This is a genomic window from Kitasatospora sp. NBC_01300 (genome assembly GCF_041435235.1).
Lineage (GTDB): Bacteria > Actinomycetota > Actinomycetes > Streptomycetales > Streptomycetaceae > Kitasatospora.
On record NZ_CP108408.1, the window covers coordinates 496372 to 521009 of the forward strand.

The following is a 24638-nucleotide window of genomic DNA, read 5'->3' on the forward strand; positions in this document are numbered from 1 at the left end:
GGCGGGCCGCGTCCTGCGGTGCCGTCCCCAGGGGCGACTGCGGCCCGACGGCGGGGCCGGGCTCGGTGGAGCCACCCTGCCCGCTCGTGTCGGCGCTCCGCGCGCCGGGCGCAGCCGCGCGCTGGACTGCCGTGGCGCCCGGCTCGGCGGGGGCCGTGCCCGTGGCGCGAGGAGCGCCTTCCGGGCTCGGGGCCGCCGCGCGTCGGCCGGTCGGCTGTGGCCGTGCGGAAGTGACAGGGGTGGCGGGGGTCGCGGAAGTCCGTGGGGTGTCGGGAGTCGCGGGGGCACCGTGGCCCGGGGCCGTGGTCCGCCGCACGGGGCCGGGTCGGCCGTCGGCCGGACCGGCGGCCCGCGCTCCGGGTGCCGCGCCCGCCGTCGGCGGCAGCGCGGTCAGCGGCGCGCCCAGGCCCCCGTGCGTGCGGGCGTTGGACGATTCGGGGCGCCGCTGTTCGGGGCGCGCCGGTTCGGTGCGCGGCTGGGTGGCGCGCTGCGCGGCGGTCGGACCGCCTCCGGTCTGGACGGCGCGCTGCACGGGAGCGTCCCCGCGCGGTCCGGGCTCGGGGCGGGCAGGGCGAGTCGAGCGGGCCGGGCTGCCCGGTGCCGACGGCTCCGCACCGTCCGACCCGTTCCCCGCCGGAGCAGTCGGCTGCGCGGGCGGGGAGACGATCGGCATCGGCCCGTGCCCGGCCCCGGGACCAGGCACGGGCCCAAGGCCTGACGCGCCGTCGGCGTTGAGCCGCGGCGAGGCGCTGGCGGGCAGCGAGGTCAGCGGGGCACCGAGCACGGGTCGGCCCGGTGCGGCGCCTCCCCTCGCGCTGCCTCCCCTCACCGCGCGCTGCACGGCGTTGCCGGTGTGCGGGGTCGGGGCATCGGTCGGCCGCACCGGGGCCGACTCGGAGGTCTCGGACGGCCGCGCGGTGGCACCCGGCTCCACGACGGGCGGAGCGACGGCGGCGGGCTGTTCCACCGTCGTCGCGGTCGCGGGCCGTTCCACCGGGGCCGCGCCCTCTGACCGCTCCACAGGCTTCGTGCCCTCGGCAGGCTCCACCGGCGCGACGGCAGCGGCACGCTCCACCGTCGTCGCGCTCGCGGCACGCTGCACCGGCCGGGGCGGGATCACGGTCACCGTGCGTGTCGGCAGCGACCGGGGGCGGGGTGCGGTGGTCAGCGGCTTCCCGACGCGGCGCGACGGGACCGGCCCGGCAGTCCTGGCCCGCCCGGCAGGCGGCACCTCGGAACCGTGAACGTGCCCGGGCGCAGCGGGCCCGGGGGCAGCGGTCGCGGGCGCAGCCGGCGCGGCGCCGCCCTCGGCGACCACCGCCCGTACGGGCAGCCGGCGCGCCACGGCGCCGGACCTCTGCACCTGCCGCACCCGACCGAGCCCGCCCGTCGCGCCCGGCCCGTCCCCCACCGAATCCGCAGCCGAGGCCAGGTCCGGAGTCTCCGACGGCGCCACCGCCGGTGCGGCGTACGGCAGCACGGGCCCGTCCGCCCCGGCGGAGACCGCCGGGCCGAGGGGCCGTGCCACCGCCCGCAGGATGCCCGCCGGGGCGGACGGCAGGACCGCGTGCCCGAGCGCGCCGGTCAGCGAGGGGTTCTGCCAGGAGGCGAGCCGGGACCGGAACCGCAGGCCGTCGCTGACCCCGCCCGCCGCTCCCGCGAGGGTCGGGGTCAGGGGCGCGACCGCGCGCCAACCACCGTCCGGGGCGGGCACGTCGGCCCGGGGCGCGGGAGCCGCGTCACCCGTGCCGCCCGTAGCACCTGAGGCACCCGCAGCACCCGAGGTACCCGGGGCACCCGAAGCGCCCGCCTCGCCCGGGCCGCCTGCCTTCCGGCGCCCGAGCCGGTCCCGAATCCCCATCCCGCGCTCACCCGCCTTCGTTGACGCGGGTGTTGATCCGCGCGATCTCCCGCACCCACGCGCGGCGTTCCTGGTGGGACAGGTCGAGGATGTCCTCCCGCTGCCAGTGGAAGTGGTAGGCGATGTACGCGACCTCCTCGTACAGCCGGGTGGTCGCGTACGTCACCATTCCCCCAGGCGCCCACCAGCGAGGTCGACTTCGAAGGAGCCGTCGCAGTGCGGGCAGGTCACCGCGGCGCGGGTGTGGCCCTCGCTGTTGATCCGCTGGTAGAAGTCCTGGAGGAACGCGACGTCGGTGGCGTACATCTGCTCGACGACGCCGGCGTGCACGTCGGTGACGGTGCCGAGCCGGGTGATCACGTGGCTGAGCAGCACCACGCTCAGGTACGCCGGGTTCTCCTTGACCCGCAGGTCGATCTGGGGCATGAGTTCGTCCCGCGCGGTGGCCAGGCGCATGGCGCCGTGCCGGTGCAGGACGCCCTCGTCGTCCAGGTACCCGCGCGGGAGCTCGAACTCGAACTCCGTGTGCAGTCCGTGCCCCTGGGGGCCCCGCCCCCGCTGCGGCGCGGCGGCCTGCGGGGCCGGGGCCGCGGCGGGAGCGGGGGCGGCCGACGGAGCCTGCTCCAGGAGTTCGTCGAGGCTGATCCGTCGTCTCATTCGACGGTGATCTCCTCGAACACGATGGTCACCGTCTCGGTCGCGGCGCTGGACTCACCGGCGGTGAGGGTGGGGCCCTCCCACCGGCTGGCCCAGGCGTTCATCAGCTGGATCCGCCGGAGGGTGGCACCGGTGGTGTCCTTGACCTCGATGGTGAGGTTCTGGCGCGCGGTGTTGATCGCGCCGTTGTTGAGGGTCTCGTTGATCCACTTGGTGAACGCCCCGCTCTTGTCGAGCCCGCGGGTGATCGTCACCTCGCCCGGGAGCCGCGCTCCGGGCTGTTTGCGGACGATCAGCTTGCCCTGCTGGGTCACCTGCTTGTACTCGACGACGTCCTGGTCGACGGTCAGGTTGCTGATCTCCTTGACCGACTCGACGTTGTAGCCGCCGAGTTGGACGCCGAATATGTGTGTGGAGAGCGGATCGCCTTCAGCCATGACTTCCTGTCACCTTCCGGTCTGTGCTGGCCTGCTGGTCACTCGTTGACGAGGCTCGTGCTGTCCGAGAACTGGGACAGCCGGAACACCACGAACTCGGCGGGCTTCACCGGAGCGACCCCGATCTCGCACACCACCTGCCCGAGGTCGATGGACTCCTGCGGGTTGTTCTCACGGTCGCACTTGACGTAGAACGCCTCCGCGGCCGTGGCGCCGAACAGCGCTCCGCGTCGCCACTCCTCGGTCAGGAACGCCGTGATGTTGCGGCGGATGCTGGACCACAGCCGGTCGTCGTTGGGCTCGAACACCACCCACTGGGTCCCCAGGAGGATGGACTCCTCCAGGTAGTTGAAGAGCCGCCGCACGTTGAGGTAGCGCCACGCCGGGTCCGAGGAGAGGGTCCGGGCGCCCCAGATCCGGATGCCGCGACCGGGGAAGGCCCGCACGCAGTTGACGCCGATCGGGTTCAGCAGGTCCTGCTCGCCCTTGCTGAGGCGGATCTCCAGGTCCACCGCACCGCGGATGACCTCGTTGGCCGGCGCCTTGTGCACGCCGCGCTCGGCGTCGCTGCGCGCCCACACCCCGGCGGCGTGCCCGCTCGGCGGGACCATCGTGTTGCGGCCGGTCGCCGGGTCGAACACCTTGATCCACGGGTAGTACAGGGCCGCGTAGCGGGAGTCGAAGCCCGCCTCGTTGTTGCGCCAGTTGCGCACCTGCTGGACGCTCAGCCCGGGCGGGGAGTCCAGGACGGCGATCCGGTCGCCCATCTGCTCGCAGTGCGACATCACCGCGAGCTGGACGGTCCGCACGCCCTCGGCGTCGATGTCCCCGCGCTGGTAGGCGCTCATCAGGTCGGGCACCGCGACCATGGTGATCTCGTCGATCGCCTCCAGGCCGGAGAACCCGGTGCGGGCCGAGGCGTCGCCGACGTACTCGGCGGGGCTGAGCCGGGTCGTGGCGGCGGGGGCGACCGGGCCGGGCGCGGCGGCGGCGGCGAGCGCGAGCGTCTGGCGCTCCGGGCGGCTCGGCGCGGTGCCCGGCTGCTCGCTGACCGCGACGAGCTTGGACTCGCGCAGCTGGGTGACGACGTAGCCCTTGGTGTTCTTGCGGGTCGAGACGTCGTACGTCTCGGCGACCTCGGTGCCCTTGCGGACCACCAGCCGGAACCGGTCGTCGGGGACGTTCTCCCCCTCGACGTCGGCGATCTCGACGGTCAGGTCGGCGCCCCCGGCGGGCAGGGCCGTGAACAGGAAGCCGGCGTGGGCGGTGGGCGCGGGCGCCGATCGGGCGACCGGCGGCCAGCCGCCGTCCGTCTCGGCGGCGGGCTCGCCGATCCGCACGACGTAGACGGCGCCGCCGCCGTTGGCGAAGAAGCCGTAGACGGCGTGGGGCAGGTAGGTGCCTTCGGAGAAGCCGCCGAACTGCTGGACGTACTGGTCCCAGTTGGTCACCAGGGTGGGCTCGTGGAAGGGGCCGGTCTGGGCGAAGCCGACGAGGGCGGCGACGGCAGTGCCGACACCCTCGATCGGCCGGGCACCGGACTGGACCTCCTCCACGTACACGCCCGGGGTGAGGTACGACGGCATGCTCGCTCCTTCGGGGTGGCCGATCATTCGCCACCGAGTCTGCTGCCGGGCCGCCGCCCGCGACATGTCCGCAGGTCCCGGACCAGGGGCAGAGCCGCTGCCCCGGCGGGCACCCCGGCAGGCACCTGACGGCCCGGCAACCGGCGGCCCGGGCCGCGGCCAGGCACCGGCCCGGCCGCGCGCTCAGGCCCGCCCGGTGCCCCCGGAGGCACGCGACCACGGCCCGAACTCGCTCTCCAGGACGAGCCGGCCGAGCTTGCGGTACTCCCGCTCGACCGCGAACACCAGCTCCGCCATGCCCAGCGGGCGGCCCGTCTCGGCGGCCAGGTAGGCCGCGGTCACCGCGCAGGCCCGGATGGAGCCGCCGGCGAGTTCGAAGTGCCGGGCGCAGAACGCCAGGTCGAGGTCGTCGCCGCGGGGGATCCGCGGGCCCAGGCAGCGCTCCCACAGGGCGTGCCGCTGTTCCTCGTCCGGCACCGGGAACTCCGCGATGACGTCCAGCCGCCGGGTGAACGCCTCGTCGAGGTTGGCGCGCAGGTTGGTCGTCAGCACGGCGATCCCGTCGAAGGACTCCATCCGCTGCAACAGGTACGCCGACTCCACGTTGGCGTGGCGGTCGTGGGCGTCCTTGACCTGCGACCGCTTGCCGAAGATCGCGTCGGCCTCGTCGAACAGCAGGACGGCGTTCACGTGCGAGGCCTCGGTGAAGATCCGCTCCAGGTTCTTCTCCGTCTCGCCGATGTACTTGTCCACGACGGTGGACAGGTCCACGACGTACAGCTCCATGCCGAGTTCGGCGGCGACCACCTCGGCCGACATGGTCTTCCCGGTGCCCGACTCCCCCGCGAACAGCGCGATCACCCCCCGCCCGCGCCCTCCGCCCGGCCGCATCCGCCACTGGCCGAGCACCTGGTCGCGGTGCCTGGCGCGCAGCGCGAGCTCGTGCAGTTGGCGCGCGGTGGGCTCGGGCAGCACCAGGTCGTCCCACCCGACGGCGGGCTCGATCCGACGGGCGAGGCGGGCGAGCCCCGCCCCGTTCTGCGCCCGTACGGCGGCCCGCAGGTCGTCGGCGGTCACCGGGCGGTGCTCGGCGGCGGCCGTCCTGGTCGCGACCCCGGCGGCCCTGGCCACCTGGTCGTCGTCCAGCTGGTACGGGGCGACGGCCTCGGCCAACTCGGGTCTCAGCACGCCCTCGTACGGGCCTTCCGCAGGGCTCTCCGCAAGGCCTTCCCCGGGTTCGCCCGAGGGCTGGTCCGAAGGCTCATGCGAAGCCCCGCCCAGCGCGTGCGCCCAGCGATCCGCGCGCTGCGCAGGGTCCAGCGGCGGGGCCACGAGCACCACCGGGCTCTCCTGCGCCCACGTCGGATCCCACGGGCGCGACCCGTGCACGAGCAGCGGCACCTCGGCGAGTTCCGCGCACAGCTCGCGCAACAGCCCGGCCCGCTCGGGGCGTTCGGGTTCGAGCCGTTCCAGCGGGCCCAGCACCACACCGCTGCCGCTCAGCCGCGCCTCCCGGGCGAGCGCCCGGACCACGGCCTCCGGGGGGCGGGCGGCGAGCGCGGTGACGTCGACGACCAGGGCCCGGCGGCCGAGGCCCGCGAGGGCGTCGACCGCGAGCCGCCCGGCGTTGCCGCCCCGGTCCAGCAGGTGCACCAGTCCGCCGCCGTTGGCCACGGTGGCGCGCAGCCGGCGCGCGGCCTGCGGCGGGGTGCCGGCGCCGGACCGGCCGACGCGGACCAGCCCGCGCAGCGCGCCGTCGGGCTCGTCCGAGCCGAGCAGATGGGCCGTCACCCGGTCGGGCAGGCGCAGGCCCCGGGAGAGCAGCGGGCGCTCCGGTTCGGTGACCTCCAGCAGGCCGCCGGCGATCAGCGGGGCCTGGGCGGAGAAGCGGAACCGGCCGGCGCCCGCCCCGGACAGCCCGCACAGTTCGAGCGCGAGCCCGATGGTCGGCCGGCGCAGGGTCAGGTCGTCGTTGAGGTACCCGTAGAGCCGTTCGAAGCGGGTGTCGAGGTCGGGGGCGAGTGCCACCAGCAGGAGTTCGAGGTCCAGCGGGAGCAGCCCGAAGCCGTCGACGAGCCGTTCGGTCCTCGATCCGGGCGGTGGCGGCGGCGGTTCCCCGAGGTCGGCGCCGGCCCGGCCCGTCGCGGCGGGCGCCGCGAGGATCCGGTCCGCCGCCTCCGGGGTGAGGTACTGGCCCCGGTACGGGTCGTCCGGGTCCGGGTCGTCGGCCCTGCGCTCGCGGACGGCGGCCCGGATCCGCTGTTCGAGGCGGCTCAGCCGCTCCCACAGGTCGTCCAGGTCGGCGGCGGGCCCGCTGGTGGCCGCCGCTTCCAGGTCGAGGGTCATCGGGGCGCACCGCCGCGTCGTCTGCGGCCCGGCGGCAGCCGGCGTTCCCGGGGCGCGGCGAAGCCGTCCGCGCCGGGGTCCGTGCCGCCCTCGTAACGCAGCCGGCGGCCCGGGTCGGCCGCGTCGGCTGTGGCCTCCGGGGCGTCCTCGTCGCTCTCGCCGTCCTTGCCGCCCTTGTCGACGGCGCGCAGCACGAGCCCGTCGGTGACCGGGGGCCCCGCCTGGGCCCGCTGGCCGGACAGCGGGGCGAGCACCCTGAGGTCGATCGAGGGTTTCAGCTCGCCGCCAAGGGCCGACCACACGTCGGACACCGACGGCAGGCCCTCGCCGCGCCCGGCGGTCTCCAGCCCGACGGTGAGCCCGAGTTCGGCGAGCGTGCCGGTGAGCAGCCGGGCGGGCAACGCGTCGGCGGCCGTCAGGCAGCGGAGCACCTCCGACAGCAGCCGGTGCTCGTCCTGGGCCCGGTTGGTCCACGCCGTCACCAGGTAGGCCAGTTCGAACCAGCGGGGCGCGCTGCGCCAGGCCACGACCACGCCGTCGGCGTCGTGCAGTTCGGCGGCGCCGGCCTGGCGGCGGGAGACGTCCTCGCGGATGCCGTAGAGGAAGACGCTGACGGTGGGGGCGTTGCGCCGGGCGGCCCAGTCCCGGGTCGGCGAGTCGAAGACCAGCTCGATCCCGCGTTCCTGGAGGCCGCTCTCGACGAGCAGGAGCCGCAGCGCCTCGTCGACTTCGTGGATCACCGCCGCTGCACCTCCCCCGGCGGGCCGACGCTGCCGGTCACCACGAGGAAGGGGGTGGTCACCGGGGAGAAGCCGGGGCCGCTCGCGGTGATGGTCCGGGGGCCGGTCTCGTCCTTGGCGAGGATGAGCAGCTGGCCCGCGAAGGTGCCGTCGGCCTTGGGGACGGTGGGCGCCGCGGCGGCGGTGATGCCGGGCGTCCAGGTGAGGGTCACCGGTGTGCCGGGCGGGAAGTCCACGCCGCGGACGGAGGTCACGAAGCCGGGCTTGCCGATCGGCGGCACCGCGACGATGCGGGGCTGGAGGATGCGCAGCGGGGTCCGCGCGACGTGGTCGCCCGGGGCGGCGTCCGTGCCGGTGGTGGTCAGGACGGAGGTGATGGTGGTGTCCAGGGTCGCCTCGGGGGCGAGCACCACCTGGACGACGGCGCTGCCGCCCGGGGGCAGGTCGGCCACGTCGCAGACGCCGCCGGTGCAGCCGGGGGGCATCGGCCCGGTGGGGACGCCGGCGGGCAGGCCGAGCGAGACGCGCAGTCCGGTGGCGAGGGCCTGGCCGTCGTTGCGCACGGTGTAGGTGACGGTGACCCGGCCGCCGACGTACCCGGGGTTCGGCTGGGCGCCGACCGTCACGGCCGGACCGGCCTTCGGTGCGGGCGGCGCCGGCTGCGGTGCGGGGGCCGGGGCGGGCGGCGGCGGGGCCGGCTGTGAGGAGACGGGCGGCGCCGGGGTCTGGGTCGGCGCCGGGGTCGGCGCCGGGGTCTGGGTCGGTGTCGGCGAGGCAGTCGGGGTCGGAGACGGGCTCGGGGACGGCGACGGAGCCTGGACGGGTACGACCGTCTGCGCGGTGTTGTCCTCGGGCTTCGGGTCGACCACCGCCCCGGTCACCCACCAGCCGAACCTCTGGTCGCCGGCCACGGTGCCGACGACGGTGGCGGTCACCTGGACGACCGCGCCCGGGGCCAGGGTGCCGAGCTCGCACCGGAGGGCGTCGGCGGCGCAGGTGCCGGCCGTGGCCTTGAGCCCGGTGAGCCGGGCGCCCGTCGGCACCGACGCGGTGAACGCGGTGCCGGGCGAGGGCGCCGGGCCGTGGTTGGTGACGGTGATGGCCACGGTGGTGGAGTCCCCGATCTGCATCGGGATGGTGGCGGCCGGCGCGCTCAGCGACAGGTCGACGGACTGCTGGACGCTCGGCTCCTTCTGCCGCCCCGGCAGCCTGGAGTTGATGGAGGTGAGCCGGCCGGTCGCGAAGTCGTAGCTCTGCAGCGCCTCCGGCGAGTTCGCCGGCAGGGCCCGGCGGGAGGTCAGCACCAGCTGCCCGCCGTCCGCCGTCCAGGCGACGTCGCGGGGCTGGAACGGGCCGGTGGCGGAGGTGTCCGGCAGCTGGCGGCGGCAGGCGTTCCGGTCCTGGCTCAGCCCGGCGGGCAGGACCACCGTGCAGCCGTCGCCGGTCGCCGAGCTGACGAGGACTCCGTTCTGCTGGTTGAGCCCGCCGTCGCCGGTCTTGCGGTTGAAGGCGACGCTCCGGCCGTCGGGCGAGAACGCGGGGCTGTCGTCGATGACGTCGCAGGCGCCCGGGCAGGCCCTGCGGCTGAGATCGGTGGGCCGGTCGAGGGCGTCGGCGGGCACGGTCCACACGTGCTTGTTGCCGCCGTTGCCGTTGACGACCTCGGTCCTGGTGTAGGCGATCAGCTTGCCGTCCGGGGACCACGAGGGCTGGGCCATGGACGCGGCCGGCTGGCCGTTGGTCGGATCGACGGTGCCGATGATCGCGCCGGTCGACACGTCCGCGATCAGCACCCGTCCGGGGCCGGAGGCCGCCCCGACGCCGCCGGGCGAGGTCCTGGTGAAGGCCATCAGGCGGCCGTCGGGCGAGAGCTCCGGGTCGGTGTCCCAGTCCTTCGGCCCGCGCCCGGCGAGGTTCATCGGCTTCGGGTCGGAGCCGTCGGCGCCGGTCTGCCAGATCCGTTCGATCCGGCCGGCGGGCGAGTCCTCGAAGCGGGTCAGCACGATCCGCCGGCCGTCCGGCGTGTAGGTCTGCCGTTCGAACCACGGGTCGTAGCCGGGGCGGGGGTTGAACAGCGGGTCGGCCGCGGGGTCGGTGTTGGTGTCGGCGGCCGGGTCCTCCCGGAGCACGCTGACGCCCAGGTCGCGCGGGTCCGCCCCGTCGGGGCGGATGTCCGACAGGTCGGCCACGTTGGGGGTGTCGGCGCTGTTGCGGTCCACGACGGGCCCGCCGCCCTGCTGGGGGCCGAGCCAGACCGGTGTGCGGACGGCGCGGTCCTCGCTCGCCACCAGTTCGGCCCCGCCGCAGAAGCAGGTCAGGGCGCGGTACACGTTCTCGTACGGCGTCGGGTCGGCGTTCTGCCGGTTGGGGCTGAGGAAGAGCACGCCGCTGCCGTCGGGCAGCCAGCCGGCGGACCTGGTCCGCCAGTCGCCGCCGATGCCGGGGAAGAACGCCCGGTCGTTGGTGCCCTCGGGCGAGATCACCCGCAGCTGCGGCCCGGTCTGGCCGGCCTGGTCCCAGGTGTAGACGATCTGGTCGCGCAGGTCGGGCGCGTCCACCGGGTTCCACGCCGGTTCGACGGCGTTGCCGGCGGTCACCGCGGTGATCCGCCGCGCCGCGCCGCCGGCCAGCGGCATGACGTAGACCTGGGTGTGCGCCGGGTCCACGTCGCAGGTGTACGCGACCCACTTGCCGTCGGGCGAGACCGTCGGGTGCGCCTCGGAGTCCGCGGTGTCGGTCAGTCTGCGCAGGCCGGTGCCGTCGGTGTTGACCACCCAGAGGTCCCGCTGGGTCTGCCCGTTGCGCCCGCCGGGCTCCACCGCGTCGAACACGACGGTCCTGCCGTCCGGGGCGAGCGTCGGCTCCGCGGTGTCCATGCCGGTGGTGAGCCGGCGCACCGCGCCCGACGCCTCGCGCAGGTAGACCTGCGGCAGCGGGCCGTCCCGCAGGCTGGTGAACACCAGCTGGTCGCCGCGCGTGGAGGGTTCGGTGTCGAAGTGGACGGGGCCGGGCCCGAACAGCGACGCGCTCGACGTCGGCCCGGTCAGCCGCGCCAGGCTGCGGTGGCCGGTGCCGGCGTAGACGATCCGTCCGCTCTCCGCCGTGGCCCCGGCGGCCACCGGGGCGGCGCCTCCGTCGCCGTCGGAGTTCGCGGTGCCCAGCGTCACCACGGCCACGGCCAGGGACAGCAACGCCGCGACGGCGGCTCGCGCCGAGCGCCGCAGGGGGCGGGGAGTGCCGGTGGCGCCGATCACGCTCAACCTCACAGACCGAGAAGGGTACGTCCGGCAGTCTCCCCGGCCCGGGCGCCGGGGCGACAGGCCCCGGGCACCCGAGCCGGGGGTAGCGACCGGTGCCCCTGAGGGCAATCCGGCGCCGACGCTCCGGCGGCGTCCTCAGATGAGGCCGTGGCGCATCGCGTACCCGACGGCGTGGGCGCGGTTGCGCAGTCCCAGCCGCGTGGTGATCTCGTGCAGCACGTTCTTGACCGTGCGTTCGGAGTACGAGGTCTCGGCCGCTATCTCGCTGGTGTCGAGGCCGTCGGCGACCAGCCGGAGCATCTCCGCCTCGCGCGCGGTGAGGGTCGACAGGGTCAGGCCGCGCGGGTCGAGCATGGTGCGCTGGAGGCTGCCGACCCGGTCGAGCAGCTTGCCGAGGAGGTCCCCCGGCATGACGCCCTCGCCGTTGGCCAGGGCGGTGATGAGGTGGACGAGCCGGTCCTGGTCGGCGTCCGAGCGGCGCAGCACGGCGCCGACGCCGCACTCGATGATGGTCTGCAGGCCGCCGGCCTCGAAGTGGCCCACGACCAGCCCGGTCCGGCTCTGCGTGTTGAGGCGGAGCCGGCGCAGCCGGTCGGTCACGGCGTCGTTCAGCCCGTCGACCACCATCAGGGAGACCTGTGCGCGCGCGACGTCGCCCTCGGCGAGCAGTTCCACCTCCGGCCGGTGCCGCAGCTGCTGGACGACGCCCGTGTGCAGGATGATGTCCTCCGCGTACACGGCCACCTGGACCCGGCCGGGCTTCACGTTCACGCGCACCGCGGCGGGCTCGGCCGATCCACGCGGTCGGGCCTGGACGGACCTGGTCGCCCCGACGGCCTCATGGGTGGTGGTTTCGATCATCGTCATCCAACTGTTCCGTTCTGCTTCGTCTGCGTCACCGGACGCATGGTGAGGACGGCCGGGCGCCATGTCATGGAGCCGGCCGCGGGTGTTGCCGGGGGGGGCGGGGTGGGGAGCGTTGGCTGGGGGCGGGGCGTCGGCCCCGGGCAGGGCCCGGTTGTTCCCGCGGGCAAGGGGTGTGCCCGCGGCTTGCCCGCGGGGCTCTCTCCTCGGGGTGTCCTCCGGTCCTACCGTCACGGCATGACCGCATCCGCCGAACTCGGCCTTCCCGCGCTGACGGTGTCGCCCGGAGACGTGGCCACGACGACCCTGACGGTACGCAACGACACCGATATCGTTGAGGCGTACTCGCTGGAGGTGGTCGGGGCCTGCGCTCCGTGGACGACGGTCGAGCCGGCCCGTCTCTCGCTCTTCCCGGGGACGTCCGAGACGGTGACGATTCGGCTCGCCCCGGCCCGCTCGCACGAGGTGCGGGCGGGTGAGTTCCCGCTCGGCGTCCGGGTGTTGCCCGCCGAGCGCCCCGAACTGGTGACCGTGCCGGAGACGACCGTCACCGTGACGCCGTTCCGGGAGCTGCGCGCCGCGTTCGCTCCCCGGCGCCGCCGGGGCTGGCTCCGCGCCCGCTACCGGACGTCGGTGCGCAACCTCGGGAACACGGCGGCCGTCGTGACGTTCGCCCCGGCGCAGCCCGGCGAGGAGCTGCGCTTCGGGTTCGCCCCGGAGCGGCTGCGACTCGCACCGGGCGAGTCCGCCGAGACCCGGCTGCGGGTGCGCGCGCGCAAGTTGATCTGGTTCGGCAAGCCGGCCACCTGGCCCTTCGAGGTCACCGTCGGCCAGGAGGGCGAGGCCGCCAAGTCGGACGGCCCGCAGCCGGCCGAGCGGCCGCACGTGCTGGAGGGCGAGTTCGTCCAGCACGCGCTGCTGCCCAAGTGGCTGCTCGCGCTCATCGCGGCGCTGATCGCGCTGCTGCTGGCCTGGCTCACGCTGGTCCGGCCGGCGGTGCGCAGTTCCGCGAAGCAGGCCGCCGACAAGGCGGTCGAGCAGAAGGTCGCCTCGTTCACCCCGGCCCCCGTCGCAGCTCCGCCGGCCCCGGTCCCGGGGGCGACTCCGAGCGGTCAGGGGCAGCAGGGCGGCGCCGCGGGCGGCGGCTCCGGCGGTGGTTCGGGCGGCGGCTCCGGCCGCTCGGTCCCGGGGACGGAGCAGCAGTTCTCGACGACGGTCGACGTGACCACCAACAGCGGCGGTTCCGCGGTGGGCGCCTACCGGGTGGGCCACGGCAAGGTCTTCCGCATCACCGACATCGTCGCCGCCAACTTCCAGGGCGACCAGGGGCTGTTGACCATCAAGTTCGGCGAGCAGACGATCACGACCATCGCCTTGGAGACCTTCCGTAACCAGGACTATCACTGGGTGACTCCCATCGAGGTCCTTGAGGACCAGACGGTGACGGCGAGCGTTGTCTGCCAGCAGCCGGGTACGCCCGCCTCGGGGAAGCAGGCCACCCAGTGCCACGAACTGCTGAACGTCAGTGGGCAGTTGAGCGATATCAAGCGCTGAAACCGCACCTCCCCCTCACTTCTCGTTCACACCATGCACCTGTCAATGGAGTGCGACATTACCGGCCGGTTCAGTAGTCGTTTCTAACACCAACCCGGCCTTGATGGGACAGAGAGTGACGTGAGTGACACCCGCCCGGAAGCCTGGCGGACGCCATAGGGCCCGCCAGGACCGGGCATCGGCCCGAACGGGCAAGCGGAGCGGCCCGTTCGTACAGTGGATCCTGCCCTTTCGCCCATGCCTGACACCTCGTCAACCACCGCGCCCGAAAACGGGATCGCCAACCGGTCGGTCGGTCAGAAACGGGTGGACGGCCCGTCCGGGTGCCGGTCGACGGCCGTCGGCGACCGATTACCCTGGAGGCGGTCGCAGCAGTCGGACCGAGGGAGCAGCCCATGCCGGAGCACGACCTGCCCACCCACCCGACCGTGCGCACCGCCGAGGGCCTGCTGCGCGGCCGACTCCTCGGCCGGCACGCCGTCTTCCGGGGCGTCCCGTACGCCCGGCCCCCGGTGGGGGCGCTGCGCTTCGCCGCCCCCGCCCCGGCCGAACCCTGGGACGGCGTCCGCGAGGCGGCCCGGTTCGGCCCGACCCCGCCGCAGTCCGGGCCGACGGCCGCGAGCCCGGCCGGAGGCACCGACTGGCTGACGCTCAACGTCCACACCCCGGACCCGGGCGCGGCCGGACTGCCCGTCCTGGTCTGGATCCCCGGCGGCGGCTTCGTCGCGGCGGCCTCCGACGACCCCATGTACGACGCCACGGGCCTGGCCGCCGCCGGACTCGTCGTGGTCAGCCTCAACTACCGGGTGGGCGTCGAGGGTTTCGCCCTGCTCGACGGCGCCCCGGCCAACCGCGGCCTGCTCGACCAGGCCGCCGCACTGCGGTGGGTCCGGCGCAACATCGCCGCGTTCGGCGGCGACCCCGACCAGGTCACCGTCGCCGGCCAGTCCGCCGGAGCCGGCTCGATCGCCGCCCTGCTCACCATGAAGCCGGTGCGCGGCCTGTTCCGACGCACCGTCACCCACTCGGTGCCGGGAAGCCACTGCACCCCCGCCCTGGCCGCCGACGTCACCGCCGCACTGGCCGGCCGGCTCGGCACCGCGCCCACCGCCGCCGCCCTGTCGGCGGTCGACCCCTGGCGCCTCGCCGGGGAGCTCACCGCCCTCAGCGCCGATCTGCCCGGACACGGCGAGCGCTGGGGGGCCTTCGCCCGGTCCGGCCTCGCGGTCTGCCCGGTCGTCGACGGCGACGTCCTGCCCGAAGCGCCCTGGCCCGCCCTGGCCGCCGGCCGGGCCGCCGGGATCGACCTGCTCGTCGGCCACACCCGCGACGAGTTCCGGCTGTTCACCGTCATGACCGGCCTCCTCGGCACCTTCACCGAACAGGACGCCGCCACCGCGCTCGACCTCTTCGCCCCGCAGCCGCACGGCCCCGACGCCTACCGCGCCGCGTACCCGCGGGCCACCCCGGACGAACTGCTGGAGTCCGTCCGCTCCGACGCCCTGTTCCGGATGCCCTCGCTCCAGCTCGCCGAGGCCAACACCGCCGCCGGCGGCACCTCCCACCTGTTCGAGCTGGCCCTGCCCGCGCCCGGCGGGGTCCTCGGCGCCTGCCACAGCCTCGACGTCCCCCTGGCCTTCGGAACGCTGGACAGCCCGATCGGGCGGCAGCTCCTCGGCGACACCCCCTCGCCGGAGGCCGTCGCGGTCTCCCACGAGCTCCACCGGGCCTGGATCTCCTTCGCCACCACCGGCGATCCCGGCTGGCCCGCCTTCCATCCCGACGAACAGCTCACCCACGTCCTGGACGCCCGCCCCCGCACCGTCCGCTACCCCGAGCAGGCCGCCCGCCGGATCTGGGCCGGACACCACCCCGTCGCCTTCGACCTGCGCTGACCGCCCGGGACGCCGCCGCAGGGCGGGTCAGCCCTTGACCACGCCCAGCGGCACCAGGCGGGCCACCGGCCGGGCCAGCCCGGCGGCCTCGGTGGCGGCCGCCACCGCGTCGACGTCCTTGTACGCCCGGGGAGTCTCCTCCGCCAGCGCCCGCCAGGAGGCCGGCCGCACCGCGATGCCGCGCGCCTCCAGTTCGCCGCGCAGCTGCTCGCCGCGCACCGTCCGCAGCGCCTGGTGGCGGCTCCACACCCGCCCGGCCCCGTGGCAGGCGGAGCCGAAGGCCTCGTTGCCGGGCAGCCCGACCATGACGTACGAGGCGGTGCCCATCGTCCCCGGCACCAGCACCGGCTGGCCGGCCCGCAGCAGGTCGGCGGGCAGGCCGGGGCTGCCGGGCGGCAGCGCCCGGGTGGCGCCCTTGCGGTGGACGCACAGCCGCCGCGGCACGCCGTCCACCTCGTGGGTCTCCAGCTTGGCGAGGTTGTGCGACACGTCGTACACCAGCTCCAGGCCGACCCCGAGGGCGGCGGCGAAGGCGCGACGGGCCGCCTCGGAGAGCAGCTGCCGGTTGGCCCGCCCGTAGTTGGCCGCGGCGACCATGGCGCCCAGGTAGGCGCGGCCGCGCGGCGAGTCGACCGGGGTGCAGGCGAGCTGGCGGTCGGGGAGCTCGATCCGCTGACGCTGCAGGTCGCGGTCCATGGCGTGGACGTGGTCGGTGCAGATCTGGTGGCCGAGGCCGCGCGAGCCGCAGTGGATCATGACGCACACCTGGCCGGGCCGCAGTCCGAACGCCGCCGCCGTCTCCGGGTCGTGCACCCGGTCGACGGCTTGGACCTCCAGGAAGTGGTTGGCCGAACCGAGGCTGCCGACCTGCTGCAGGCCGCGCTCGACGGCCCGGGTGCTGACCTCGCCCGGGGCCGCGCCGGCCAGCACGCCGCCGTCCTCGCAGCGCTCCAGGTCGCGCGGCACCCCGTGGCCGTGCTCGACGGCGTAGCGGGCGCCGCCGAGCAGCAGGTCGTCCAGTTGCTCCGGTCCGGACAGCCGCCACAGGCCGCCCCGGCCGAGGCCGCGCGGGACGGTGCGGTCGAGCAGGTCCATCAGGCGGGTGATCCGCTCGGGGTCGAGTTCGTCGCGGCCGACGCCCGCGCCCAGCAGCCGGACCCCGCAGGAGATGTCGAAGCCGACCCCGCCGGGCGAGATCACCCCGCCCCGGTCGACGTCGGTCGCGGCCACCCCGCCGATCGGGAAGCTGTAGCCCCAGTGCACGTCGGGCATCGCGAAGGAGGCGCGGACGATGCCGGGCAGGGTCGCCACGTTGGCCACCTGCTCCAGCGCCTTGTCCCCGGCGGCCTGCGGCAGCAGCGCGCGGCTGGCGAAGACCACGCCGGGCACGCGCATCGGCGGGCGCGGTTCGATCCGCCAGCGGCAGCGGCCCGCCTCGACCAGTACGATCTCCACTTCGCTCACCCCGTTCCGCGTTCCGCGCCCGGGCCGGGCCCGGCCCGCTCAGACGTCCCCGACTCGCTCAGACGTCCACCGTCACCCGGCAGGTCCAGCCGTCCGGGCCGGCGCGCAGGTCCAGGTCGTGCAGCGAGACGGCCTTCGGCACGGCGCCGACCAGGGCCGCGGCGGAGGCGTCCGCCATCCGGAAGCGGACCTCGACCGTCCGGGCGCCGTCCAGACCCTGGATCGGGCCGAGCGCCAGCCCGGCGGGGAGTTCGCCGTCGGCGTCCATCCGGTAGACGACCTCCTCCAGGACGCCCGCGAGCAGGTCCGCGTCGCTCACCCCGAGGACGGTGCAGCCGCGCTCGCCGACGATCCGCGCGCCGGACAGGTCCGCGAAGCCGCCCACGACGGCGTGCACCAGCTCGCCGATGCAGCCCTCGGCCGTCGGCGCCCAGGCCTCCACCCGCAGGTCCGCCGTGTGCGGCACGGTCCGGTGGCCGCTGCCGGCACGCCCCGCGGGTCCGCGACCGTCCACGAGCGACGCCTCCCGCCCCCGTTCACGTTCCCCCTCCAGCGTCGTCCCGCGGGGCACCCGGAGGCAACCCGCAGCGGCCCCCGGGGCGGGCCGGACAGGACCAAGGGGCTCTCTTTCGGATCACGCCGGGCGCGCGACGCCGGAGCACGCACCTCGCCGCGTTGTCGTCGGTCGCCGATAGCCCCCAGCCTCCGGCCGGGAGGTGCCCCCACCGCATGGACTCCCTCCTCCGCCTTGCGATGCACGCACCCCGACGCCGCGCGCTGATCCGACGTGATCCGAAAGAGAGCCCCTAGTCGCGGACCGAGGCGAGGTAGGCGGCGGTCAGGTCGGGGGTGGCCAGCCAGGCGGCGTGGTCGCTCGGCTCCGCGTAGGTGTTGGCGAGCCGGCGGGCGACCGCCTCGTGCTCGGCGGCGGCCGCGAACACGCCCTGCACGTGGTCCGGCACGGTGAGCATCGCGGCGGTGAACTCGACCGCATGCCGGGCGTGTTGCCGCCAGAAGCGCTCCGCGGTGCGGCACATCCAGTCCGCGGTGTAGGGGGCCTCGCCGTGCTCGACGATCGCCCGCAGGTACGCCTGCGCCGCACGGGCGGCGCTGTTGGCGCCCTGGCCGGCGATCGGGTCGTTCACCACCACCGCGTCGCCGAGGCCGAGCACGTGGACGGCGTCGACGCCGGTGCCCAGCTCCGCGACCGGCCGCCGCACCACCGGGGTGACGGCGCCGGACAGTCCGGCCCCGGCATCGGTCGGCTCGGCGTCCGCCCACAGCTCCGCCTCCCACGGCAGGTACTCGCTCAACAGGGCACGGATCCGGGCGAGTTGGACGTCGGGATCCGGGGCGTCGCGGAACGCGTCCAGCGGCCCGCCGGGCAGCGCCTCCCAGAGCAGGATCGCGCACGGGCCGGAGAGGGTCAGGGCCGGTTGCAGGTACAGCTCCCCCAGGCCGGGCAGCGCGTGCATCCGCGCCCGCGGCTCGGTGCCCGGATCCGGCGAGCCCACCCCGTGGACGTACAGGCAGGACAGCGCCCGCTGCGGCCGGTCGAACGGCGAGCGGGCGGCGTCGCGTTCGAAGACCCCGGCCAGTTCGCCGCGCCCGGCCGCGACCACCGTCAGCTCGTGCCGGCGGGCGAGCTCGCACAGGCCGTCCCGGTCCAGCGAGCGGTACTCGACCCGGCCGCCGCGCTCTTCCAGCAGTTCCAGCCAGCGCGCCAGTTTCAGCCGCTGGTCCACCGACTGGGCGGGCTCGTCGAGCGTCATGGTGAACTCCAGCGCCCGCACCCCGGGCGGCACGGCGAGCACCGACCGGACGGCGCGGACCGCCGGCGCCTCCCCCGCCCACAGGTCCAGCCCGGCCGCCGCCTCGGTCCGCAGCGCCGGGCCGAACAACGCCTGGGTGGACAGCACCCGCCCGCCGCACACCTGCGCGGGGGTGCGCTCGGCGACCAGCGTCACCTGGTAGCCGGCCGCCACCAGCCCCAGCGCGAGCTGCAGGCCGGCCTGGCCCGCTCCGACGACGGCGATCCGGCGCATGGCGGCCTCCAGGGTGGGCGGTCTCGGCTGACGGCGCCGCCGGCGGCTCGACTGACGGCCCGTCACGCAGGCACAGTAGCCGAGCCGCCGGGGCACGTCACCGGGGCCTCACCGGCACCGGCCACGCCCCGGCGCGGCCGGCTCAGCCGCGCAGGTGCGCGGTGAGCAGCTCGACCACGGCCGCGGTCTGCTCCGCCACGTAGAAGTGCCCGCCGGGGAAGACCCGCAGGTCGAACCCGCCGGTGGTGTGCCGGTCCCACTGGGCGGCCTGGTCGACGGTGGCGTTCTGGTCGGTCTCCCCCACCAGCGCGGTGATCGGCTGCGGCACGGTCGCCTCGGGCGCGCAGCGGTACGTCTCGATGGCGGTGTAGTCGGCCCGCAGCGCCGGCAGGATCAGCTCGCGCAGCGCCGGGATGGTGAGGATCCGCTCGTCCGTCCCGCCGAGGCGCACGATCGTGTCGAGCAGCCCGTCGTCCGGCAGCCGGTAGACGGCGGTCTCCCGGGGCAGCGAGGGCGCGCGGCCCGCCGAGACGAACAGCCGCTCGGGCCCCGGGAGGCCGTCGCGGGCGAAGCAGCGGGCGGTCTCGAAGGCGACGGCCGCGCCCATGCTGTGCCCGAAGAAGGTCAGCGGCCGGTCCGTCCAGTCGCGCAGCTCCCGGTAGAGCTGCTCGGCGAGCTCCAGCACCGAGTCGATCGCCGGTTCGGCGAAGCGGTTCTGACGGCCCGGGTACTGGACGGTGAGCACGTCGGCGTAGGGCGCGAGCGCGTTGGCGTACTCCATGTAGTAGCTCGCGGAGCCGCCCGCGTGGGGGAAGATCACGATCCGGGCGGGGGCGGAGTCGGACGGACTGAAGCGGCGGAACCACGGGTTGTCGACGGCGGCACTGCTGGACATGCGGATGCGGACCTCTCTCCGTGACGAACTCTGCTGGCCCCAGTCTCGCAGGGCCCCGACCGCCGCGGGCCCGAAACCCGGCGGTTCGACGATCTTGAGGCCTGACAGCGGTGACGGCGATCTGTCAGCGATCTGCCGGTCAGGCCTGTGATCGTGGGGCTGCCGGCGGGGCCGCGGTCTCGAATCGTGAGTGTCCCGGCGGCCCCGAATTCGCCAGGAGGTCATCAGCATGTCGTCCACAACCCGCAACCGGCCGTGGGACGTTCACCGGCCGCCGGCCGCCGCCGGAAGGAGCGTCCTGGTCACCGGGGGCAACGCCGGCATCGGCTACTTCGTCGCCGAGCAACTCGCCGGAGCGGGCGCCGCGGTCGTGCTCGGCAGCCGGGACGCCGGCCGGGCCGGGGCCGCCATGGCGTCGATCCGCTCCCGCGTCCCCGGCGCCGTGGTGCACCACCTCCCGCTGGACCTCGCCGACCTGCCCTCCCTGCGGGCCGCCGTGGACGGGCTCGCCCTCGACCACCTCGACGCGGTCGTCCACAACGCCGGGGTCGCGCTGGACGATCCGCCGCGCCGGGAGACCGTGGCCGGGCACGAGCTGATGTTCGCGACCAACCACCTCGGGCACGTCGCGCTCACCCGCTGGCTGGCCCCCCTGCTCGCGGCCGCACCGGCGGGCCGCATCGTGACGGTCGGCAGCTTCGCGGCCCGCTCCGAGCGACTGGACCTCGACGACCTCCAGTCGGCCGTGGACTACCGGCCCAAACGCGCCTACGGCCGCTCGAAACTGGCGCAGATGACCTTCGGCCTCGAACTCGACCGACGCCTCCGCGCCGCCGGCAGCACCGTGCTCAGCCTGCTGGCACACCCCGGCGGCGCACTCGACTCGCTCACCCCGCCCCGCCCGCCGGTCCACACCCGGACCGTCGGCGAAGGACTGCGCGGCCTGCCCGCCGGGCTCCTCCTCCAGGGCAAGGACCACGGCGCGTGGCCGATCGTCCGGGCCGTCCTCGACCCACGGGCACAGGGCGGCCAGCTCTGGGGCCCCCGCGTCTTCGGCCTGCGCGGCACCCCCCGCCTCGAACCCGCCCAGCCCCACCTGACCGACCGCACCGTCGCCGCCCACCTCTGGGACGCCTCCTGCCGCCTCGCCGCCGTGGACCCCGACCTCGGCCTCCTCTGACCACCCCTCCGGCCGGGGGATTTCACCGCTCCCGGCGGCTCAGGGCCCCGGTCGCTGCCCCGGTCGGGGGCCTCAGCGGGCCGGGTCGAAGTGGACGGCTGTGGCGCGGGAGCGGGAGGCGGTGTCGAGGAGCAGGACGGAGGCCGCTTCCGGGGTCGGGGTCGGCGTGCCGGAGCGCGTGTGGCGGGTGAAGGCGGCGAGCAGTCGGTCCAGGCCCCGGCGGTGGCGGGCGAAGACCCGGGCGGAGGCGTGGCGGCCCCGGGCGCGCTGGCCGTCCAGCGCGGTGGCGGCGCCGACGTCGAGCAGCACCAGGTGCAGTTGCCGGCCCTGCCGGGCGGCCTCGCGGGCGAGCCAGCGGCGCATCCAGGCGCGGCTGCCGCAGTCGTGCACCAGCAGTGGCCCGCCGCGCCGCACGGAGGAGCGCAGCAGCCGGACGTGCTCCAGCCGGGCCCAGGGCCGGTAGACCGCGTACGGCAGGCGCGCGGGCATGACCGCCTCGCAGGCCTCGTGGACGGCGCGCGGGTCGACGGTCGGCACCGCCCCCGCCCCGGACCAGCGCCGCAGCAGCGTGCTCTTGCCCGCGCCCGGCAGGCCCGACACGACCACCACGGCATCGGGTGGGTAGCCCACGGTGAACTCCGCCCCCGCGACGCCCCGCAGGTCGAGGACGCCGTGCGGCCGCTCCTCGGCCCCCTGCCCGCCCGGCGCCTCGGCCGTGCCCGTGCTGGTGCCCACGTGTCCCCCGTCCCTGTCCGACGGGAACCCTAACAACTCCCGGCCGCGGGCACGGCACTCCGGTCCGGTCACGACGGGACGCCCCGGCGGCAGCCCCGGCAGCGGCCCCGGCACCCGGGGTCCCCCGCACCACTCCACCACCGCGCCCGCCCTAAGCTGACTCCCCATCAGACAGGAGGCCGCAGCATGGCGGAGTCGGGGCCGACGTACACCGGGCTGGTGTTGGCGGGGCTGGAGCGGGATCCCGGGCGGGTGGCGATCCGCTGGGGCGAGGAGGCGCTGACCGCCCGGGAGTGTCTGGACGGCGTGTACCGGATGGCGCGGGCGCTGGCGGGCGCCGGGCTCGGGCGCGGGGACGGGGTGACGGTGCTGGCCGGGAACCGGCCGGAGGCGGTGCTGGTGCGGTTGGCCGCGAACCTGCTGGGGTGCCGGGTGGCGATGCCGCATCCGGACGGCCCGGTCGGGGAGTCGGTGGCACTGGCCGGGTTCGCCGGGACGTCGGCGCTGGTCTTCGATCCGGTCCGCTGCCGGGCCGCCGCCGAGGGGATCGCGCGGGCGCTGCCCTCGGCGGGCCTGTTCGCGCTGGGGCCGTCGGCGCTCGGGGTGGACCTGTCGGCGGCGGCCGCGTCCTGCTCGCCGGAGCCGCTGGCCCCGCGGTTCCGCCCGCAGGACGTGATGGCGGTGCGGTTCACCGGCGGGACGACGGGCCGGCCGAAGGGGGTACTGCGCCGGTTCGCCCGGCCGCCGCGACCGGCGCTGCTGTCCGGTGCGACGTTCCTGCTCTGTACGGAGCTGTGCCACGGCGGCGGTACGACGGCGGATCTGGCGCTGGCGGCGGGCGGCACGGTGGTGTTGCAGGAGGCCTTCGCCGCCGAGACGGTGCTGGCGGCGATCGAGCGGTTCCGGGTCTCCCGGGTGTACCTGCCGCCGCACCTGCTCTACCGCGTGCTGGACCATCCGCTGCTGCGCGCGACCGACACCGGCAGCCTGCGCCGCGTCACGTACACCGGCTGTCCGCCGTCGCCGCGCCGGTTGGCGGAGGCGACGCGGCGGCTGGGCCGGGTGCTGCACCAGACGTACAGCCTGACGGAGTGCGGGCCGGTGACGAGGCTGGGGCCGGACGAACACCTGGACCCGCGGCTACTGGCGACGGCCGGGCGCCCGTTCCCGGACACCGAGGTGCGGATCGTGGACGAGGAGGGGACGGTGCTGCCGGCGGGCCGGACCGGGGAGATCTGCGTCCGCACCCCGACGGCGATGGTCGGCTACTGGCGCGACCCTGAGCTGACCGCCCGGGTGCTGCGGGAGGGCTGGCTGCACACCGGCGATCTGGGCAGTCTGGACGCGGCCGGCTATCTGACGGTGGCCGGGCGCCGCCCGATGGCGATCGTGGACGGGCACAACGTCTTCCCCCGGGACGTCGAGGAGCCGCTGCGCGCGCACCCGGAGGTGCGGGAGGCGGTGATGTTCGCGACGGCGGGCCCGGACCGGCTGGAACGGGTGCACGCGGCCGTGGTCACCGGGCCGGGATCGCGGGCGACGGCGGAGGAGCTGTGCCGTTGGGCCCGGGAGCGGGTCGGGCCCCGGTGCGCGCCGGACTCCGTCCTGGTGCTGCCGGGGATCCCGCTGACCGGGGCGGGGAAGCCGGACCTCGACGCGCTGCGGGCGTTGGCCAGGTCCTCGGAGGGCCGGATCGCCACCCCCACAGGGGCGCGCGAGGGAGTGTGACGCGCCCTACTGATGCTTCGAGCGCCCGCGCGGGCGACCTCTCGCGCGGCGGACGACGGGAAGAACCGCCTGTGGACACTCGACCGTGCGGACCGAACTGCCGATACAACCCCGGCGGCCTTCCTCCGCACCGTCCCCAGGAGGCACTTCCTTGACCTGGCTACGCGTCCTGACCGCACTCGGAATCCTCGTCGTCGCGGCCAGTGCCGTGCTCGTCTTCGCCCTCTGCACCGCCACCGCCCGAGGTGAGCGCACCGGTGAGGACGCACCCGACCTGCGCGCGGACGCCGAAGGCAGCGGGCTCTTCCAGCGGATGGGCGGCGACAGCTGACGGACCGGACGGCCGCCGCCCCTGCGCCGGCTCAGTGCCCGGCGATGTCGTCCGGACGCACCTCGATGTGGTCGGCCGCGAGGTCGACCGCCACACGGTGCTCCATCCCGAGCGACTCCAGGAACTTGACCGGCAGCTGCACCCGCCCGGTGCGGTCCAGCATCACGTACTCGCGCTCGTTGACCGACTCCTCGCCGTGCTCGTCCGTGACGGTGCGGCGCAGCACCTCGCTGCTGGTCCGGCCGTCCCGGATGGCGACCGTGCGGCGCACCTCGCCCGCGACCATCGGGTCGTGGGTGACGATGACGACGGTGGCGCCGAGTTCGCGGTTGACGGTGCGGAAGGACTCGAAGATCACCCCCGCAGTCTCGGAGTCCAGCTCGCCGGTGGGCTCGTCGGCGAGCAGCACCGGCGGGTTGTTGGCCATCGCCACCGCGATCGCGACCCGCTGCTGCTGGCCGCCGGAGAGCTCGTTGGGGCGGCGGTGGGCGAGGTCGCCGATCTCCAGCGCCTCCAGCAGCTCGGCCACCCGGCCGGCCTGCTGCTTGGCCCGCCCGGCCCCGGCCCGGCGCCCGCGCAGCTGCATCGGCAGCGCGACGTTCTCGGCGGCGGTGAGGAAGGGCAGCAGGTTGCGGGCGGTCTGCTGCCAGATGAAGCCGACCACCTCGCGCCGGTAGCGCAGCCGCTCCCGGGCGGACATCTCCAGCAGGTCGCAGCCGGCGACGGTGGCGCTTCCCGCGGTCGGCACGTCGAGCCCGGCGAGGATGGTCAGCAGGGTGGACTTGCCGCTTCCGGAGGCGCCGACCAGGGCGACCAGGTCGCCCTGCCGGATGGTCAGCTCCAAGCCCTGCAACGCCTGGACCTCGACGCCCTCGGCGCTGAAGATCCGCACCAGTCGGTCGCAGACGATGGCCGCGCCCTCGCCGTACGCCTTGGGCGAGGCGGCGGCGAGGGCCCGCTGCCGGAGCTCCTGCAAGCTGGGGGCCTCGGCGACCGGCTGCTCCTGGGGAGTGCTCTTCACCGCTCGTCTCCTGTCTCGACTGTCCTAGAGGTCCTGGCG

The 24638-nt window shown here is 75.5% G+C and carries 19 protein-coding genes; 5 read left to right on the top strand and 14 right to left on the bottom strand.

Features of this window, described 5'->3' with window-relative positions; all coding sequences use genetic code 11:
* Positions 1-1868: 1868 nt before the first annotated feature.
* The 8 genes from OG556_RS02240 to OG556_RS02275 all read right to left on the bottom strand — a co-directional run bounded on the left by OG556_RS02240 (position 1869) and on the right by OG556_RS02275 (position 11748).
* The gene (locus OG556_RS02240; RefSeq protein ID WP_347878560.1) at positions 1869-2027 is read right to left on the bottom strand and encodes a DUF6760 family protein; all 159 of its coding nucleotides are present in this window, start codon (positions 2025-2027) and stop codon (positions 1869-1871) included.
* The gene (locus OG556_RS02245; RefSeq protein WP_371515582.1) at positions 2024-2518 is read right to left on the bottom strand and encodes a hypothetical protein; all 495 of its coding nucleotides are present in this window, start codon (positions 2516-2518) and stop codon (positions 2024-2026) included. The genes OG556_RS02240 and OG556_RS02245 overlap by 4 nt, the downstream gene beginning before the upstream one ends.
* Positions 2515-2955 carry a phage tail protein gene (locus tag OG556_RS02250; RefSeq protein ID WP_063346012.1) on the bottom strand — a complete coding sequence of 147 codons (441 nt, stop codon included), beginning with the start codon at positions 2953-2955 and terminating at the stop codon, positions 2515-2517. Before OG556_RS02250 ends, OG556_RS02245 begins: the two co-directional genes overlap by 4 nt.
* A gap of 38 nt (positions 2956-2993) precedes the next feature.
* Positions 2994-4541, bottom strand: a complete 1548-nt coding sequence (locus OG556_RS02255) for a phage tail sheath family protein (protein WP_371515583.1) — start codon at positions 4539-4541, stop codon at positions 2994-2996.
* Between the two features lie 183 nt (positions 4542-4724).
* Entirely contained in the window at positions 4725-6887 is a 2163-nt protein-coding gene (locus tag OG556_RS02260; protein ID WP_371515584.1) for an ATP-binding protein, read from the bottom strand.
* Positions 6884-7627 carry a DUF4255 domain-containing protein gene (locus OG556_RS02265; protein WP_371515585.1) on the bottom strand — a complete coding sequence of 248 codons (744 nt, stop codon included), beginning with the start codon at positions 7625-7627 and terminating at the stop codon, positions 6884-6886. Before OG556_RS02265 ends, OG556_RS02260 begins: the two co-directional genes overlap by 4 nt.
* Positions 7624-10887 carry a hypothetical protein gene (locus OG556_RS02270; protein WP_371522528.1) on the bottom strand — a complete coding sequence of 1088 codons (3264 nt, stop codon included), beginning with the start codon at positions 10885-10887 and terminating at the stop codon, positions 7624-7626. The genes OG556_RS02265 and OG556_RS02270 overlap by 4 nt, the downstream gene beginning before the upstream one ends.
* 135 nt (positions 10888-11022) lie before the next feature.
* On the bottom strand, positions 11023-11748 hold the full coding sequence (locus tag OG556_RS02275; protein WP_371522529.1) for a LuxR C-terminal-related transcriptional regulator: 726 nt from the start codon (positions 11746-11748) through the stop codon (positions 11023-11025).
* A gap of 240 nt (positions 11749-11988) precedes the next feature.
* On the opposite strand from OG556_RS02275, the gene OG556_RS02280 reads away from it, so the two are divergent.
* Together OG556_RS02280 and OG556_RS02285 are read left to right on the top strand one after the other, a co-directional pair.
* Positions 11989-13305, top strand: a complete 1317-nt coding sequence (locus OG556_RS02280) for a hydrolytic protein (protein ID WP_371515586.1) — start codon at positions 11989-11991, stop codon at positions 13303-13305.
* A 395-nt stretch (positions 13306-13700) separates the two neighbouring features.
* Positions 13701-15200, top strand: a complete 1500-nt coding sequence (locus OG556_RS02285; RefSeq protein ID WP_371515587.1) for a carboxylesterase/lipase family protein — start codon at positions 13701-13703, stop codon at positions 15198-15200.
* Positions 15201-15227: 27 nt separating this feature from the next.
* Here the strand turns inward: OG556_RS02285 and OG556_RS02290 are convergent, their stop codons facing one another.
* The 4 genes from OG556_RS02290 to OG556_RS02305 form a co-directional block, all read right to left on the bottom strand.
* Positions 15228-16655: an RtcB family protein gene (locus OG556_RS02290; protein ID WP_371515588.1), complete on the bottom strand. Its 1428-nt coding sequence runs from the start codon at positions 16653-16655 to the stop codon at positions 15228-15230.
* A 67-nt stretch (positions 16656-16722) separates the two neighbouring features.
* Positions 16723-17178, bottom strand: coding sequence for an archease (locus OG556_RS02295; RefSeq protein ID WP_371515589.1), 456 nt, complete (start codon positions 17176-17178; stop codon positions 16723-16725).
* A gap of 292 nt (positions 17179-17470) precedes the next feature.
* Positions 17471-18775 (bottom strand): styrene monooxygenase/indole monooxygenase family protein, encoded by a 1305-nt coding sequence (locus tag OG556_RS02300; RefSeq protein ID WP_371515590.1) that lies wholly within the window; start codon positions 18773-18775, stop codon positions 17471-17473.
* Positions 18776-18851: 76 nt separating this feature from the next.
* Positions 18852-19604: a thioesterase II family protein gene (locus tag OG556_RS02305; protein ID WP_371515591.1), complete on the bottom strand. Its 753-nt coding sequence runs from the start codon at positions 19602-19604 to the stop codon at positions 18852-18854.
* A gap of 229 nt (positions 19605-19833) precedes the next feature.
* Between OG556_RS02305 and OG556_RS02310 the strand changes: the two genes are divergently transcribed.
* The gene (locus OG556_RS02310) at positions 19834-20784 is read left to right on the top strand and encodes an SDR family NAD(P)-dependent oxidoreductase (protein ID WP_371515592.1); all 951 of its coding nucleotides are present in this window, start codon (positions 19834-19836) and stop codon (positions 20782-20784) included.
* 72 nt (positions 20785-20856) lie between these two features.
* Here OG556_RS02310 and OG556_RS02315 read toward each other — a convergent pair whose 3' ends face one another.
* Entirely contained in the window at positions 20857-21519 is a 663-nt protein-coding gene (locus tag OG556_RS02315; protein ID WP_371515593.1) for an AAA family ATPase, read from the bottom strand.
* Positions 21520-21705: 186 nt separating this feature from the next.
* Between OG556_RS02315 and OG556_RS02320 the strand changes: the two genes are divergently transcribed.
* Positions 21706-23247: an AMP-binding protein gene (locus tag OG556_RS02320; RefSeq protein ID WP_371515594.1), complete on the top strand. Its 1542-nt coding sequence runs from the start codon at positions 21706-21708 to the stop codon at positions 23245-23247.
* Positions 23248-23398: 151 nt separating this feature from the next.
* A complete protein-coding gene (locus OG556_RS02325; RefSeq protein ID WP_371515595.1) occupies positions 23399-23578 on the top strand; it encodes a hypothetical protein in 180 nt (59 codons plus the stop codon).
* Between the two features lie 31 nt (positions 23579-23609).
* Here the strand turns inward: OG556_RS02325 and OG556_RS02330 are convergent, their stop codons facing one another.
* On the bottom strand, positions 23610-24599 hold the full coding sequence (locus OG556_RS02330; protein WP_371515596.1) for an ABC transporter ATP-binding protein: 990 nt from the start codon (positions 24597-24599) through the stop codon (positions 23610-23612).
* Positions 24600-24638 lie beyond the last annotated feature (39 nt).